General features: G+C 66.1%; 14 protein-coding genes and 1 pseudogene. 6 read left to right on the forward strand and 9 right to left on the reverse strand.

The genetic code is table 11. The features are described 5' to 3' along the window. Nucleotides 1-8: 8 nt before the first annotated feature. From ACQR0W_RS15015 to ACQR0W_RS15025, 3 genes are all read right to left on the reverse strand, one after another. A complete protein-coding gene (locus ACQR0W_RS15015; RefSeq protein ID WP_316187052.1) occupies nt 9-1,280 on the reverse strand; it encodes an RNA polymerase sigma factor in 1,272 nt (423 codons plus the stop codon). Continuing rightward, nucleotides 1,277-1,645, reverse strand: a complete 369-nt coding sequence (locus tag ACQR0W_RS15020; protein WP_315717600.1) for a YciI family protein — start codon at nt 1,643-1,645, stop codon at nt 1,277-1,279. Before ACQR0W_RS15020 ends, ACQR0W_RS15015 begins: the two co-directional genes overlap by 4 nt. 99 nt (nt 1,646-1,744) lie before the next feature. Then, the gene (locus ACQR0W_RS15025) at nt 1,745-2,062 is read right to left on the reverse strand and encodes a hypothetical protein (RefSeq protein ID WP_316187051.1); all 318 of its coding nucleotides are present in this window, start codon (nt 2,060-2,062) and stop codon (nt 1,745-1,747) included. An 88-nt stretch (nt 2,063-2,150) separates the two neighbouring features. Between ACQR0W_RS15025 and ACQR0W_RS15030 the strand changes: the two genes are divergently transcribed. Next, nucleotides 2,151-3,116 (forward strand): 2-hydroxyacid dehydrogenase, encoded by a 966-nt coding sequence (locus tag ACQR0W_RS15030; RefSeq protein WP_316187050.1) that lies wholly within the window; start codon nt 2,151-2,153, stop codon nt 3,114-3,116. A gap of 4 nt (nt 3,117-3,120) precedes the next feature. Here ACQR0W_RS15030 and ACQR0W_RS15035 read toward each other — a convergent pair whose 3' ends face one another. Further along, the gene (locus ACQR0W_RS15035; protein ID WP_316175065.1) at nt 3,121-3,792 is read right to left on the reverse strand and encodes a TetR/AcrR family transcriptional regulator; all 672 of its coding nucleotides are present in this window, start codon (nt 3,790-3,792) and stop codon (nt 3,121-3,123) included. Between the two features lie 90 nt (nt 3,793-3,882). On the opposite strand from ACQR0W_RS15035, the gene ACQR0W_RS15040 reads away from it, so the two are divergent. The 3 genes from ACQR0W_RS15040 to ACQR0W_RS15050 all read left to right on the forward strand — a co-directional run bounded on the left by ACQR0W_RS15040 (nt 3,883) and on the right by ACQR0W_RS15050 (nt 11,005). After that, nucleotides 3,883-4,527: a glutathione binding-like protein gene (locus ACQR0W_RS15040; protein ID WP_315717604.1), complete on the forward strand. Its 645-nt coding sequence runs from the start codon at nt 3,883-3,885 to the stop codon at nt 4,525-4,527. A 163-nt stretch (nt 4,528-4,690) separates the two neighbouring features. Further along, nucleotides 4,691-9,460, forward strand: a complete 4,770-nt coding sequence (locus ACQR0W_RS15045) for a DUF3320 domain-containing protein (protein ID WP_316235170.1) — start codon at nt 4,691-4,693, stop codon at nt 9,458-9,460. A gap of 348 nt (nt 9,461-9,808) precedes the next feature. Further along, a complete protein-coding gene (locus ACQR0W_RS15050) occupies nt 9,809-11,005 on the forward strand; it encodes a cytochrome P450 (protein WP_316235452.1) in 1,197 nt (398 codons plus the stop codon). Nucleotides 11,006-11,088: 83 nt separating this feature from the next. On the opposite strand, the gene ACQR0W_RS15055 is transcribed toward ACQR0W_RS15050, so the two are convergent. Next, nucleotides 11,089-11,697 (reverse strand): hypothetical protein, encoded by a 609-nt coding sequence (locus ACQR0W_RS15055; RefSeq protein ID WP_316235451.1) that lies wholly within the window; start codon nt 11,695-11,697, stop codon nt 11,089-11,091. 135 nt (nt 11,698-11,832) lie between these two features. Between ACQR0W_RS15055 and ACQR0W_RS15060 the strand changes: the two are divergent. Continuing rightward, a pseudogene (locus tag ACQR0W_RS15060) lies at nt 11,833-12,039 on the forward strand (hypothetical protein); the annotation flags it as partial. An 85-nt stretch (nt 12,040-12,124) separates the two neighbouring features. On the opposite strand, the gene ACQR0W_RS15065 reads toward ACQR0W_RS15060, so the two are convergent. The 4 genes from ACQR0W_RS15065 to ACQR0W_RS15080 form a co-directional block, all read right to left on the reverse strand. Then, the gene (locus ACQR0W_RS15065) at nt 12,125-13,264 is read right to left on the reverse strand and encodes a sensor histidine kinase (RefSeq protein ID WP_316235415.1); all 1,140 of its coding nucleotides are present in this window, start codon (nt 13,262-13,264) and stop codon (nt 12,125-12,127) included. Nucleotides 13,265-13,431: 167 nt separating this feature from the next. Beyond that, nucleotides 13,432-14,118 (reverse strand): Crp/Fnr family transcriptional regulator, encoded by a 687-nt coding sequence (locus ACQR0W_RS15070; RefSeq protein WP_316235416.1) that lies wholly within the window; start codon nt 14,116-14,118, stop codon nt 13,432-13,434. A gap of 306 nt (nt 14,119-14,424) precedes the next feature. Continuing rightward, nucleotides 14,425-14,901, reverse strand: coding sequence for a cupin domain-containing protein (locus tag ACQR0W_RS15075; RefSeq protein ID WP_316235417.1), 477 nt, complete (start codon nt 14,899-14,901; stop codon nt 14,425-14,427). Between the two features lie 51 nt (nt 14,902-14,952). Continuing rightward, nucleotides 14,953-15,288, reverse strand: a complete 336-nt coding sequence (locus tag ACQR0W_RS15080; RefSeq protein ID WP_316235418.1) for an HPF/RaiA family ribosome-associated protein — start codon at nt 15,286-15,288, stop codon at nt 14,953-14,955. 367 nt (nt 15,289-15,655) lie between these two features. Between ACQR0W_RS15080 and ACQR0W_RS15085 the strand changes: the two genes are divergently transcribed. Next, nucleotides 15,656-15,862 carry a hypothetical protein gene (locus ACQR0W_RS15085; RefSeq protein WP_315736291.1) on the forward strand — a complete coding sequence of 69 codons (207 nt, stop codon included), beginning with the start codon at nt 15,656-15,658 and terminating at the stop codon, nt 15,860-15,862. Nucleotides 15,863-15,895 lie beyond the last annotated feature (33 nt).

Here is a 15,895-nt window from a genome sequence, read left to right on the forward strand (position 1 = left end):
GCGGAATGTCACTGGCCGACCTGGACCTGAGCCGTTGCGCTATCGCGCATCAGGCGATCGAGCTGCATGCGAATGTGCGCGGCCTCCGCCGAGCTGTGCGCCAGCGCGATGGCGCGGTCGAAGGCGGTCCGTGCCTCGTCGGTGCGTCCGAGCTGCATCAGCAGCGCGCCGCGCACGCCGAAGAAATAGAAATAGTTGGCGAGCCGCCCTTCGAGCGGCGCGATCAGGTCGAGCGCCGCCTCGGCGCCGCGGACCTTGGACACCGCAACGGCGCGGTTGAGCGTCACCACCGGCGAGGGCTGCACCACTTCCAGCGCGCCATAGAGCAGGTCGATCTGTGTCCAGTCGGTGTCCTCCGGGCGCGCGGCGCGCGAATGCAGCGCCGCGATCGCCGCCTGGATCTGGTACGGACCGCTGCGGCGATGGCGCATCGCCTTGTCGATCAGGGCTGTGCCTTCCGCGATCATCGGCTGGTTCCACAGCGAGCGATCCTGATCCTCCAGAAGAATCGGCAATCCCTCGGCGTCGAAGCGGGCGGCGGAGCGGGCGTGCTGCAACAGCAGCAGCGCCGTCAGCCCCATGATCTCCGGTTCGCTCGGAAACAGCCGCAGCAGCAGCCGCGCCAGCCGGATCGCCTCCTCGGACAGCGGCTGGCGCTGCGCGGCGGTCTCGCCGCTGGCCGAATAGCCCTCGTTGAAGATCAGGTAGACCATGGCGGCGACCGCGGTCAGGCGCTCCGACCGCTCCACCGCGCCCGGGGTCTCGAACGGCACGTTCGCCTGCGCGACGCGCGCCTTGGCGCGGGTGATGCGCTGCTCCATGGCGGCCTCGCTGACCAGGAAGGCCCGGGCGATCTGCTTCACCGTCAGTCCGGACACCACGCGCAGCGCCAGCGCGATCTGCTGCGTCGCGGGCAGATCCTTGTGGCAGCAGATGAACAGCAGGCGGAGGATGTCGTCGCGATAATGCGAGCCGTCGAGCCGGTCGGCCAGCGCGCTCTCGGCGTCGTCGAGATCCGAGATCGCCTCGTCCTCCGGCAGCGGCTGCTCGCGGCGGACACGGCGGACATCATCGATGGCCGCGTTGCGTCCGACCATGATCAGCCACGCCGCGGGATCGCGCGGCGGCCCATTCTGGGGCCAGCTCTTCAGCGCGCGCAGGCAGGCGTTCTGGAATGCCTCCTCCGCCGTGTCGAGGTCGCGGAAATAGCGCAGCAGCGCGCCGACGGCCTGGGGACGTGCTGATGTCAGGGCTGCATCGATCCAGGCCGTATCGGTCATGCCAGCGCTCCACCCGGCCTGAACGTGCCGACGGGACGGATCTCGTAGGAGCCGCCGGGATTGGCCTCACCGAGCTCGCGCGCGACCTCGAGCGCCTCGTCGAGATTGGCACAGTCGACGAGATAGAAGCCGAGCAGTTGCTCCTTGGTCTCGGCATAGGGGCCGTCGATGACGAGCGGCGGATCCTCCTTCCGGAGCGTCGTCGCGGCCGTGGTCGGCAGCAGCCGCGCCACCGGCCCGAGCCGCCCCTGCTTGGCGAGCTTCTCCTGGATGACCGCAAGCTTGGCCATGACCGCGGCATCCTGGTCCTTGCTCCAGGCGCACACGACATCCTCGTCATGATAGCAGAGCAGTGCATACAGCATCGGAAGTCATCTCCATTCGTCTTCAAGACGGCGGAGTATGCCTCCGGCCGACAGACCCACGAAGTATTTTCGCGGGTTCCGCCTGCAGGAACAAGCCGCCTACCAAGAGATGCCGTACTTGGCCGCGATGTTGCGCGCCCGCGTCTCCTGCGCGCTCTCGCGCGGCTGCCTGACTCGGCCCGTCTGGCGCTGCGACTTGCCTTGGCCCTGCCCCTGACCTTGCCCTGCGGCACCTTGGCCGCCCGCACCTTGCGCCATGCCGTCCGCGGCGCCCTGTTGACTGGCGGCCTGCGGCTGACCGCCGCCCTTGCCAATGGAAATGCCGTTGGCTGACAGGATCGACCCGACATCGATGGTCTGAGCCTGGGCCGAGGCGGATGCGATGACGAAAGCGGCGGCGAGAAGCAATTTGCGCATGACGATGTCTCCCTTTTGATGGCCGGAGATTGGCCTGCGCGCGCGATCTGGTATGTGGAACACGTCACATAAGCTCGAGGACCCTCCGATGACCAAAGGCGCGCTGGCGCTCCTGATCCATGGCGGCACCGATAACTGGTCGCCGCAGCGCTGGAAGGCGCGTTTCGACGACGTCTGCGGCGACCGCCCGGTGGTGCTGCTGCCGGACCCGAGCCTCGATCCGGCGGAGGTGCACTACGCCGCGGTGTGGAAGCCGGTCCCCGGCGAGCTCGCCGGCTTTCCGAACCTGCGCGTGATCTTCAATCTGGGCGCGGGCGTCGACGCACTGATGGCCGACAAGACGCTGCCGAGCGTGCCGCTGGTCCGGGTCGCGGTCGATGATCTCACGGCGCGGATGACCGAATATGTCGTGCTGCACGTGCTGATGCATCATCGGCAGGAGCTGTATCTGCGCGAGTCGCAGCGCGTGAAGCGCTGGGCGCCCAAGTATCAATGGCCGGCGGCCGCGATCGGAGTCGGTATTCTCGGACTGGGTACGCTCGGCATCGATGCGGCCGAGGTGCTCAAGCGGCTCGGCTTCCAGGTCGCCGGCTGGAGCCGCAGCGAAAAGCAGGCGGACGGCATCGAGTGCTTCCACGGTGCGGCGCAGCTGGATGCGTTCCTGGCGCGGACCGACATTTTGGTGTCGCTGCTGCCGCTGACGCCCGACACGCGCGGCATTCTGGATCGCAAGATGTTCGCGAGGCTTCGGCGCAGTTCGCCGCTCGGCGCCCCCGTCATGATCAATGCCGGGCGCGGCGGCCTGCAGAACGAGGCCGACATCCTCGCCTGCCTCGACGACGGCACACTTGGTTCGGTCTCGCTCGACGTGTTCGGCCAGGAGCCGCTGCCGGTCGACAGCCCGTTCTGGACCCACCCGAAGGTGGTGCTGACGCCGCACAATGCGGCCGACACCGACGCCGACGCGATCTCGCGCTACGTCGCCGAGCAGATCGCGACCTTCGAGGCCGGCGGGGCGCTGCGCAATTTGGTCGATCGCGTCAGGGGATATTGAACCGCTATTTGTTGCCGACCATCACATCGATCGCGCCGGCGACGATCGCCTCCAGCTCCTGACGCGGCGCCCGCGCGCGCGCCCGGACAGCGATCGAGTGGATCGTCGCCGACGCCAGACGCGCCAACACGACGGGATCGGCGTCGGCCGGCAGCTCGCCTTTCTCCTTGGCGCGGCGGAAGCAATGCGCGAAGGCCTTGTCGAGCTCGGTCAGCGCGTTCTGCACCATGGCGCGGATGTCGGGGTCGGCGACCGCCTCCGAGCCCGCCGTCATCACCGTGAAGCAGCCGCGCGGTCCCTCCTCGCCCGACAGATAGATGTCGAGCGCCGTGGCGAAGATCTGCTCAAGCTGCCGTCGCACCGGCCAATCGTTACTGAAGACGTCGCCCATGAGGGCGCGGGCATCGTCGCGATAGCGCTGATAGCTCTTGATGTAGAGCTCGCGCTTGTCGCCGAACGCGCCATAGAGGCTCGGCCGGTTCATGCCGGTGGCGGCGCTGAGATCGTCGAGCGAGGTCGCCGCAAAGCCGGTCGACCGGAACAGGTCGAGCGCCTTGCCGAGCGCGACATCCGGCTCATACGCCCGCGGCCTCCCGCGCCGCTTCGGCTGGTCGGGGGCACCCGCCTTTTCTATCGGACGGTCGCCTTGCGGCGGCCCATTCTTTTTTTGTACCATTTCGCACGAAATTCCTTGACCGAGCTCATATTATGCGAGACAGTATAAAAATCAACCAATGCTCCGGTCCGGAGCCCGAGGGAGACGTCCATGGACCTGTATTTCTCGCCGCTCGCCTGCTCGCTCGCCACCCGCATCGCGCTCTACGAAGCCGGCGCGAAGGCGAACTATCTCGAGGTCGATCCCAAGACCAAGATCGTCCTCAACGACGGCTCCGATTTCCGCGCCGTCAACCCGCTCGGGCTCGTCCCGACGCTCCGCACCGATGATGGCGACCTGCTGACCGAGAACGCCGCGATCCTGCAATATGTCGCCGATCGCTTCCCCGAGGCCAAGCTCGGCACCGGCCCCGGCATGGACCGCAGCCGGCTGCATCAATGGCTCTGCTTCATCGGCACCGAGCTGCACAAGGGCCTGTTCATTCCGATCCTCGACAAGACCGCGCCCGAGGAAATGAAGGCCCATGTCCTGAAGAAGAACCTGTCGCGGCTCGATCATCTCGAGAACCACCTGCGCGACCGCGACTATCTGCTCGATCATTTCACGGTCGCCGACGCGTATCTCGTCACCGTGATCAACTGGACCATGGCAACGCCGCCGGTCCAGCTCGCGAAATGGCCGGCCGTGAAGGCGTACTACGAGCGCCTGCGCGCGCGGCCGTCGATCGCCCGTGCCATCGCCGAGGAGTTCGAGCTCTACAAGGCGGAACTGGCGCGGCATAAGGCGGCGGCCTAGGAACAGGAGCCTGGGAACATACGAGTCTCATCTCCCTCGATTGGGAGATGAGACCTCTTCATGGGGAAGATGAACCATCGCTCATTGCCCCCTTCTCCACCGCGCCGGATGCTTGACCGCGATCATTCCGGGTTGCAATCCTCGAATCGCAGGAGGATTGCACGTGGCAACCACATCCGTACGAGACCGATTGCTGGCGGACCGGCGCGCGCTGCTCGATCTGGGCACGCGCAACCGGCTCGTGCACATCCCGCTCAAGACCAAGACCATCCGCACCATCGACATCGTCGGCGCGCGCTCTGCTGCGCTCTTCGAGCTTCTCGGCGAAGGCAAGCGCTTCACGTTCCTTCCGACGAAGGCAGAGACTGCGGAGGCGGAAGGCACCCTGCCCTTGAGCGTGCCGGCACCTCGATCCGACACGCCGACCACCAAGGTGGACCAGGAAGGTGATGATTCGGAGTCGCAGACGCGGCAGCCGGACACCCGGCTCAGGACCCGGCTGTCATCGGAGGCGCTGCAGAAGCGCCTGCTGGATATCTGGTACGACGCACGAACGCTCGAGGAAGAACAGGGCGTCAATATCCTCTATCTCGCCTTCGGGCTGCTGAGATGGTTCGAGGACGACAAATCCGATGTCGAGCGCTTCGCACCGCTCGTCCTGCTGCCCGTCCGCCTGGAACGCAGCAGCGCCGCCGATCGGTTTCACCTGGTCTCGCGCGCTGAGCCGCCGTCGCCGAACCTCTCGCTCCAGGCCAAGCTCGACGCCGAATTCGGACTCAAGATCGAGGATTTTGGCGACGAGGACGACGTCGACATCGCGACCTATCTCGCCGGCGTCGCGGAGACGGTCGCCAACAAGCAGCGGTGGGAGGTCAGGACGGACGCGATCGTTCTCGGCTTCTTCTCGTTCTCCAAGTTCCTGATGTATCGCGATCTGGATCCAGAGAATTGGCCCGCAGATGGCGGCCTTGATCGTCACCCCCTGATTGCAGCGCTGCTTCAGGACGGCTTCGAGGGCGCGGAGCCGATCGTGGCCGACGACGGCAAGATCGATTCCGTCATCCCGCCAGTGGCGATGAACCATGTCGTCGATGCGGATTCATCGCAGGCCGTGGTCATCGAGGAAGTGGTCCGCGGACGCGACCTCGTCGTCAAGGGACCGCCCGGAACCGGCAAATCGCAGACCATCACCAACATCATCGCGTCGGCTGCCGCCGAGGGAAAAACGGTGCTGTTCGTGGCCGAGAAGATGGCGGCGCTCGAGGTCGTGCACCGACGGCTGAAGCATGTCGGTCTCGGCGCGCTCGCGCTGGAGCTGCACTCCAACAAGGCCAACAAGCGCGTTCTGCTCGAAGAGCTGAAACGCTGCAAATCGGCTGAGGTCCCGGTCCCGCGCGGCGAAGCCACCCTGGTGCAGCGCCTGACCGACAGCCGTGATGGCCTCAACCGGCATGCGGAGATGATGCACCAGCCGCATCAGCCGAGCGAACTGACACCGTTCAGGCTGCTGGGTCATCTCGTGCGCTACGGGGACAACTCCGCGCAGCCTCCCTATCCGTTGCAGGGCGCCCCCTCCTGGTCTCCTCTGGATCTGGAGCGGCGGCGTGAGCTGATCGCCGAACTCGCCGAACGAATTGCGGCCGACGGCGCGCCGCACCTGCATCCCTGGCGCGGTGTCGGCCGCGACGCGCTCGATCCAGCCGAAATGACCGAGCTGCGGAGCTCGCTGGGCGACATTTCGAGCGTTGTCAGCAGCGTATCCACAGGCGCGGCCCGCCTCGCCACGCTGCTCGATCTCCCGCCGCCGGCCACCTTGGCCGATGCCGCGGGGATACTCGCCTTCGCCGAGGCCGCGGCCGCGATGCCGGAGTGCGACCGGACCGCCTTCCGCAATGCCATCTGGAGTCAGGCCGGACTCATCACGGACATCATCGACAAGGGACTGCGCTACGCGAAATTGAGGACGGCCTTCGAGAGCGCCTTCGTCGAGGCCGCCTGGGATGCACCGATCGCCGAGTGCCGCAAGGTCATCGCCGAGAAAGGCCGCTCCTGGCTGCGCCTGCTCAGCCCGCGCTATCGCGAGCAGGTGGCGCTGCTGGCCTCGTACCTGAAGGTGCCGATGCCGAAAACGCTCGAGCAGCGGCTCCTGCTGCTCGACGGCCTCATCGCGGCGCAAGCCGCACGCCGGTCCTTCGAGGAGGTCGAAGCTGCCGGCAGCACCGCATTCGGAACGGCGTGGCAGAAGGAACGGTCGGACTGGGATGCGCTTTCCAGATTGGCGACCTGGTGGACCGCATTCCCCAAACCGTTCGCAAACGACGACACGCGCCAGCGGCTGACGCAGCTGACGCTGTCGGCCGATGATCGACGATCGATCGAACAGCTCAACCGCGGCCTCGCGAGTCTGAGGTCCGGCCTCGGCAGGCTGATCGACTTTCTCCAGCTCGAGCCTGCCCGCATCCCGCTCGACGCCGGCGACCAGATCCGGTTGGACGGCCTGTCGCAGACATTGTCGGAGTGGCAGAACGCGACCGAGCGCCTCACCCGCTGGATCGCGTTCATGGGCCGGGTCCGCCTTGCGCGCGCGCAAGGCCTCGCCGCGCTGGTCGACCGCACGCTCGACGGCTCCTTGCCGGGCGAAGCGCTCGAAGCCGCCTTCGACCGGTCCTATTACGACGCCATGCGCAGCGTGATCTTCGCCGATCATCCTGAACTGAAACGTTTCGACGGCGAATCGCACGATCGGCTGGTCGACGGCTTCCGCAAGCTCGACGTCGCACGCATGCAGCTGGCCCGCGACCAGATCGCCCACGAGCATGCCGCGGCCCTGCCGCGCAACGCCGGCGGCATCGGGCCGCTCGGCGTGCTGAACGGCGAGCTTGCCAAGAAGCGCAATCATCTGCCCATCCGCCAGCTCCTGGAACGGGCCGGTCCGGTCATTCAGCAGATCAAGCCGATCTTCCTGATGAGCCCGCTGTCGGTGGCACAGTTCCTGAAGCCCGGCGCGATCGCCTTCGATCTGCTGGTGGTCGACGAGGCCTCGCAGATCGAGCCGGTCGACGCGCTCGGCGCGGTCGCGCGCTGCCGGCAGATGGTGGTCGTCGGCGACGAGCGGCAGCTGCCGCCGACGCGCTTCTTCGCGAAGCTGACAGGTAACGACGACGAGGACAATGACGACGAGGATCAGCCGACCTTCCAGGTCAAGGACGCCGAGAGCATTCTCGACCTCTGCCTTGCCAAGGGCCTGTCGCATCGGATGCTGAACTGGCACTATCGCAGCAAACACCAGTCGTTGATCGCCGTTTCCAACAAGCAGTTCTACGACAACCGGCTGTTCATCGTGCCGAGCCCGTACGACGCCGTCGCGGGAATGGGATTGAAGTTCAACTACAACCCCGATGCGCACTACGAACGCGGCAGCAGCCGGACCAACCCCAGGGAAGCGCGGCTCGTCGCCGAGGCCGTCATGCGCCATGCGCGCGAGACGCCGGACCGAAGCCTTGGCGTCGCCACCTTCTCGGTGGCGCAGCGCCAGGCGATCCAGGATCAGCTCGAAATCCTGCGTAAGGAAAACCCGGCAACGGAGAGCTTCTTCGTCCGCGGAGCCAGCGAGCCGTTCTTCGTGAAGAACCTCGAGAACATCCAGGGCGACGAACGCGACGTCATCTTCATCTCCATCGGCTATGGGCGAACCAAGGAAGGTTTCGTCTCGATGAGCTTCGGCCCCCTCAACTCGGACGGAGGCGAGCGCCGGCTGAACGTGCTGATCTCGCGCGCCAAGCTCCGATGCGAGGTGTTCTCGTCGATCACCGGCGACGACATCGACCTGTCGCGCGCCAAGGGCCGCGGCATCGCGGCGCTGAAGACGTTCCTGACCTTCGCCCAGACGGGGCGGCTCGGCATCGCGCAGGAGACCGGGCGCGATCCCGACTCGGTGTTCGAGGAGCAGGTCGCCGCCAGGCTCCGGGCGCTTGGTCACGACGTGAAGACCCAGATCGGCACCGCCGGATTCTTCGTCGACCTCGCTGTCGTCGATCCCGACAAGCCGGGCCGCTTCCTGCTCGGAATCGAATGCGACGGCGCCCAGTACCATGCGTCTCGTTCGGCGCGAGACCGCGACCGCCTGCGGCAGAATGTGCTGGAAGCGCATGGCTGGGTGCTGCATCGCATCTGGTCGACCGACTGGTTTCTCCGTCCCAAGGAGGAAACCGAGAAGGTCCTCCGCGCGATCGACGCTGCGAAGGCGCATTGGCGGGACATCGACCAAGGGACTGCGCGAGCTCAACCCGAGCCTCCGGCAACCTCTGATGTGCCGGCGCCGGAGCAGACCGGGCAGCGCCCTCAGGAGATCCTCGCACAGGCACCGACGGTGGCCCCCTATGAAGAGGCGAAGCTGCGCGTCCGTCGGGAGATCGAGCCGCACGAGACGCCGCTTGCCGACATGACGCGGCATGTCGTCGAGATCGTCGCCATCGAGGGGCCGGTGCATGAATCGGAAATCATCGTCCGGATCAGATCGGCCTGGGGCCTTGCCCGCGCCGGCAACCGCATCCGCGATGCCGTGAGAGCGGCGCTGGGATCGGCAGTTGCGAGGGGACAGATCGCCGGAGGTCCGTTCTACGCCGTGCCCGGACAGGCGATCGTCGTCCGCACGCGCGAGGACGTGCAATCGCAGTCCCTGCGCAAGCCCGAGATGCTGCCGCCGGACGAGATCAAGGCGGCCATCATGCAGATCGTCGAGCAGAACTTCGGTGCCGAGGAGGACCAGTTGATCCAGGCGGTGGCCCGCTTGTTTGGCTTCGGGTCGACCAGCGCCCAGTTGCGGGAGACCGTGCAGGGCAGTCTCAGAAGTCTTCTCGACGCAGGACACCTGCGCCGCGAAGGAGCGCTGCTGACCAGGCCGCAGGAGGCCTCGCCGGCGGCGCAGGACTGACCGGGAATCACGGCCCGAACGCCGCATCACAGCCGCCCCGCGGAGCGCACGTCGCACCGCGTTGCGCAGGGGCGCTGGCAACGACGATCTCGCGATCCATCGGCGTCCTGCAACGGCGGTGGCGCGCCGACGATGTCGGAGCTGACGCCTCGCAGGGCGACATGTCGCCCTCCGGCTGTCCCCGCAACCGCGCGGAATCGCTGAAGGAACGGAACAGGCGAGGTCAGAATTCGTTCAGCACGGACGCTCGTCCCGGCCAATGCATTGGACCAGGATTGCACGGGTCCGTCCCGGCCACTATCCTTGAGGCGAGACACGGGCTGGCCCGCATCCCGATAGGAGCGCCCCATGCCGACCGCGACCCCGGCTCAGACCCTGGCTCCCCTGGACGAGACCATCACCATCGCGGAGCTGACGCGCGATCCCTATCCGATCTACCGGCGCCTGCGCCGCGAAGCGCCGGTGTTGCGGGTCAAGTCGGTGGGCCGGACGTTCCTCACCAAGGCGGCCGACACCAAATATGTGAAGGACAATGCGGCGCTGTTCTCGTCCGACGATCCGAACACGCCGATGAAGCGCGCCTTCCTCGCGCATACCCTGATGCGCAAGGATCACGATGAGCACCGCGCCGAACGCATGGCGATGATGCCGGCTCTGATGCCGAAGACGATCGAAGCCGTCTGGGAGCCGCTCTACACCAAATTCGCCACTGATTATCTCGACCGCCTGCCGCGCGGCGAGGTCGTCGACCTGTTCCCCGCCCTCGCAGGCCCCTTGGCCGCGCGCATCCTCGCCCATGTCATGGGCATTCCCGACGCCAGCGATGAAGACATGCAGCGCTGGTCGCAGGCCCTGATCGACGGCGCCGGCAATTTCGGCTGGACGCCGGGGCCGTTCGACGCGTCCGATATCGCCAACGCGGAGATGGACCGCTGTATCCGCGCCAACATGGAGCGCGTGAAGGCGGAGCCGGATTCCTCCGCGCTCTCCTTCATGGTCAACGCGAAGAATCCAATTGCCGAAAGCCAGATCATCGCCAACATCAAGATCGCGATCGGCGGCGGCATCAACGAGCCGCGCGACGCGCTGCTGACGATCCTCTACGGCCTGCTGACCAACCCGGAGCAGCTCGCCGCCGTCCGCGCGCAGGACAAATGGCGCTCCGCCTTCGAGGAGGGCGTGCGCTGGGTGGCGCCGATCCAGGCGAGCTCACGCCTGGTGATGGAGGACACCGAGATCCGCGGCTGCCTGATCCCGAAGGGCGACACCGTGATGACCATCCAGGCCTCCGCCAACCGCGACGAGGAGCTGTTCACCGACGGCGAGAGCTACAACGCGCTGCGCGACCCCAACCCCCACCAGGCCTTCGGCAACGGCCCCCACCACTGCGCCGGCGCCCACCTCTCCCGCCGCACCGTCGGCGCCATCCTGCTGCCGCTGCTGTTCGAGCGCTTCCCGAAGATGACGCTGCCCGATCCCGCGAGCGTGCGGTGGCACGGATTCGGCTTCCGCGGCCCGCTCAATCTGCCGGTACGGCTGCAATAGGTCCGGCACGAAGGGCGTTGTTCTTCGCGTTGTCTCAGTGCACCTGAGCCGGGCCCGGGTTGGTTGGAATCACCACGTTCGAGTTATCGCGCTTTGGCAGGCCCGGCGGCGATCTCGACGACGGCCTTCGTGAACCTGCGGTAGATGTCGATCTGTCTGCCGGCAAACGTGGTCGCGACGCCGAACATGCTGAGAGGCGAGCGCATCGTGGCGAGGCTGGCCGCCAAATCGAGATTGTCTCGCGTCATCTCCATAAGCAGGGTCTGGCAGGCCTCCATGCCGGCGAGCGCCGGCGGCGGTCCGCCCGCCACGGGCGAGGGATCGGCCGCCCTGGCTTCAGCGATCGGGGTTGGTTGGGATTCGTGCGAGTCCGTCCCAGCGCCGACAGGCTGAACGGCATCGGGCTTCAGCTCGCTGAGAGGCGGCAGGCGCGCCGGCGCGGATTCGGGCTCAAGAGGCGGGAGCGGCGGCAGGATCGTTTCCGTCTCCTGGGCTGATCGTCCCGGGAGCCTCGTTTCGGTCTCCGGAACTGCCTGCAGTTCGTCTGCGTCCGAGCTTACGAACTCGGTTAGCACGCGAGCGCGCTTCTGCCTCGCTGTCGCGTCGGCGTGTTTGGGCATTGGTACCGGCTTCGCCACGACGGGTTTCGCGCTGTTCCCCTTGTGGGAGCCATTTGATTTGCGCTTGTTCATTGAAAGGCCTTCCTGTGCGGCATCGCCGGAGTGGGGCCAGCCCGGTCTCGATACCAATCTCCGTGTCGGACCATTGGTTCCTTGCGATCAGGACGCCGTCGCTCGCGCGAGGAGAGTGAGCTGCGCAATCGGGGCGGCCTGCACCATTGCGCCGGCGCCCACCTCTCCCACCGCACCGTCGGCGCCATCCTGCTGCCGATGCGGTTCGAGCGTTTTCCCAACATGACCTTGCCCGATCCTGCGAGCGTGCGCTGGCACGGGTTCGGCTTCCGCGGCCCGCTCAATCTGCCGGTTCGGCTGCAGGAGAAGCAGCGCGCGGGGGATCGTTCTACTGCGCGCTGAGTCAGTGCGCCTGATCTGGTCGCGGGTGGGCTAGGACCCTGGTCTCGCCGTCGTACTGATCGGGTCGTACTGATCGGCGACGACGTCACGATCGGCTGACGGTTCGCGATCCGGCCATGGATCCCGCCTTGGATTCGGCCCTGGATCGGATCGCGGAAGCGGACGGCACGCTTGCTCCGGTCAAGTCGTCGCGGGTCGCCACGGCGGCGTGACGCACCGAGACGGTCGTGCCGGGCCGGCCGGCCACGGTCGTGACCTCGGCACCGAGCTGCTTCGCCAGCGCCGTGACGATGCCGGTGCCGAGGCCCCCCTTCGGCCGGCCGTTCAGCCGCAATTTCCCCGTTCCATTGTCCGAGACGGACAGGGTCCAGCCGGCTCCGGAGGACTCGTAGGTCACGGTGATCAGCCCATGCGCGGTGTCCTCGGGAAACGCATGCTTGAGGGAGTTGATGACGAGCTCGGTGACGATCAGCCCGAGACTTTCGGCTTCGCTCGTCGTCGCCTGACCGTCGCCGCGGGTTTCGATCCTGGTCCGCTGATGGTCGGCGATCATCGATTGCGAGATCGCCTGGCAGAGCCTCGCGAAATGCGCTCCGAGCGCGACCACGCCGCTGCGCGCGGAGGTGTGGAGACTCTGCTGGATGTTCGCGAACGAGATGACCCGGTCGCGGGCGTCGTCCAGGTGGCGTCGCGCCTCCTCGGAGCCGACGGACCGTGCCTTCAACGAGATGATGCTGGCGATGATCGCCAGGCTGTTGCCGACGCGGTGCTGAAACTCCTCGAGCAGCATATCCTTCTGACGCAGCAGCTCCTCGTTCCGGCGCGCCATCTCGCGCTCGCTGGTGACGTCCTCGAGGCCGAGCAGGATGGTCGTATGGGACCCGACCGTGTAGGACACCTGCCGGGCGTTCAGCCGCATCGCCCGGGGTCCGACGGCGGGAAAGACGTGCTCCACCTCGAAATCATGCAGCGCGCCGGTGTTGGAGAAGATCTGGCTCAGCCACGACTTCAGCGCCGGAATATTCCAGGCGCCGTCATCCAGCTCATAGAAGAGTTGTCCCAGCACGTCCTCGGGCGTCGCGGAGAAGGTGAGATAGAACGAACGGCTGGCGGCAATCACGCGGAGATCGTGGTCGAGGACGAGCAGCGGCTCCCGGACCGTGTCCACAATGGCTTCGGCAAGTGCGCACGCGTCAGACGCGTCGGAAAACTGCTGCTTGAACATGTGGTCCCCTCCCTACGCAACACGTCCCCCCGTCACGAACCCTTCGCGTGTCCCGCCTTCAAGCGGCGAAACGAAACGCAGAGCCCGGCGGCGAGTTATGGCAGCTAGCGATGCGGACGGAGTTCCGTCTGTGCAAAACAGACCACCCGCGCGCTGCACAACCGCAGCTAGTTCTGCTGCTCCGCCCGCAGGTTGTCGTTCAGGACGGCTTGCAGCAGCGCCGGATAGACGACGATCTCGCCGTCATATTCGATCAGGCCCGCCTTTCTGAACTTGTTCATGAAATGACTGACGCGCGACCGCGTCGTGCCGATCATTTCGGCCAGCGTTTCCTGGCTGATTCTTGGAATGACCGGCAGCGGCGTTTCGCCGCGGCCGTAATCGGCCATCGTCAGAAGCAGCCGCGCCAGCCGCTTTTCGCTGCTATGGAAGAGCTGGTCGATCAGGTCCGCCTCGAACCGGTCGATCCTGGCCAGCAGAAACGCGACGAACATCTCCGCAAGCTCGGGATGGAGGCGAAGCGCTGCGATCATCGTCTTCTTGGCGATGGCGGTGACCACGCAATCCTGCAGGGCGAATGCCGAGCCGGTATGCACCGCCTGCCGCGTCAGACAGCCTTCGCCGAAAAACTGCCCGGCATCGACGATGCCGATGACCGCTTCCTTGCCGACGTCGTTGACGACGGTCAGCTTGATCTTTCCCTGTTGGAGAAAGAACAGGGCGTCGGCCGGATCGCCCTGGGCGAACACGCTTCCCCCCTTGGGAACCTTCAGGACCTTCTGCCCCGGGCAAACCTTGTCGAGAAAGGCCTTCGGATCAAATCTGGCGAGGTTCGAACTCGGCACAGCCCCCATCCCGCTCGATGGACATGTTGATGGACATGCCCAACTTTTACGGTGGAAACCGCTTCCCGCTTTGCGCTAGATCAATCTGCTTATCACCCTCCGATTGAGCTCTCGGCGAGGCCGGGGCGCCGCGAGCGCCATTCTGCAATCGATGCGAGAGCTTCCATGCGATGTCGCCACTCACATGATGGAGGATGCTCACGGCGGAGCCGCCTCGAACGAGAGACCGACGTGCACCAGACCCCGCGCCGTTCGATCATCTCCTCGGCGCGAGCCGGCCGAGTGAATGAGGCCTCATCGCATCCTCGCGGTCGTTCATCCGTGGTGATCGGCCACCTGTTTGGGTTGCACGGACCAGGTCGCGGGCGCGTCGTCACGGTCGGCTGCGGCCGCAGCCGCCGTCGCCTGCACCTTGCCCGGCGCGTGATGGGCCGGCGCATAGATCGCGTAGACCTGCATCGGCGTCGTGCCGATGTTGGTGATGTTGTGCCAGGTCCCGGCCGGAACGAGAACGCACCAGCCGTTCGACACCGTCTGGTCGAATGACAGCCTGTCCTTGGCGGGCCCCATCTGCACCCGGCCGCGGCCGGCATCGAGCCGCAGGAACTGATCGGTTTCCGGATGCGCCTCCAGGCCGATGTCGCCGCCGACCGGAATCGACATCAGCGTCACCTGCAGATAGCGCCCGCTCCAGGCGACCGACCGATAATTGGCATTGTCCCGCGTCGCCCGCTCGATGTCGAACGCCTGCGGCTGCGGCCCGATGTCGGTGATCTCAGCAAGCATGTCCATCATCGGATCTCCCACCCGGCGGCCTTGCCGGCAAACCGTCCCGCCACGCGTCTAGCGATGATCCCGAAGCTGATCGGACACCGCCTCCTTGCCGAAGGCATGGTCGAGCGCGCGCTTCAGCTTGTGGACCGCGCCACGCACGGCCTGCTCCATGAAGCTGTCCTGATGCGCCGCGACGATCGGCTCGCCGCCGTCACGGTGCACCTCGATCTTGCAGCTCTTGTCGTCGTGACTGGGCTTGTGGCTCACCGCGTCGCTGAGCTGCACGTCGATCCGCCTGACCTGATCCTCATAGCGATGGAGCACCGCATGAAGCGACGCCTTCACGTCCTGCGACAACTGCTCGCCGCCCTCGACGTTTCCATCGGTCCTGACATCGATCAACATCCGTGTCTCCTTCAGGTGAAGCGTCAATCGTCGCAAGATGGAATTCGCGATCATGATCAGCTCCCCGGCATGATCGTCATCCAAGCTTCGACGTCGCCGCACGGCCCGCGACGCCATGACACGTCGTTCGCGGGCGGCGGCCACGAATGAACGCCCCGTGATACTGAGGGTCTGAAGCGACGCTTGATCCACCTCGGGGCCTTTCAGGCGCGGCGAAGCGGCTGTTCAGGCGCGTCTCCCAATGTCTCCCGCAACCAGACTGCCAGAGGCGAACGCGCGCGGCTGATCAATATTGCTCAGTCAATACCGGAGAATCAGGCGCAACCTGCGGCGACCCAACTTTCGAGTCTGCACCGGAGATGGGATGATGGATTGTCCGATCACATTTCGCTGCCCCCAGACAGGGTCCGAGGTCGATGCCATCCTGCACCAGCCGAAGGACGACTGTCGGTTCGAGACCGTGACCTTCGAGACCGTGAGCTGCCCGGCCTGCACGAGATTCCACTTCATCCACGCCATGACCGGCGCGCTCATTCCTCCGACCCTGCTCGGCCCGGCGAACTGGACGCCGTAGCGGCGGTCTCGAAACGCAAACGTCCCGTCTTGC

The sequence above is a fragment of the Bradyrhizobium sp. HKCCYLRH1034 genome (genome assembly GCF_051168375.1).
Classification (GTDB): domain Bacteria; phylum Pseudomonadota; class Alphaproteobacteria; order Rhizobiales; family Xanthobacteraceae; genus Bradyrhizobium.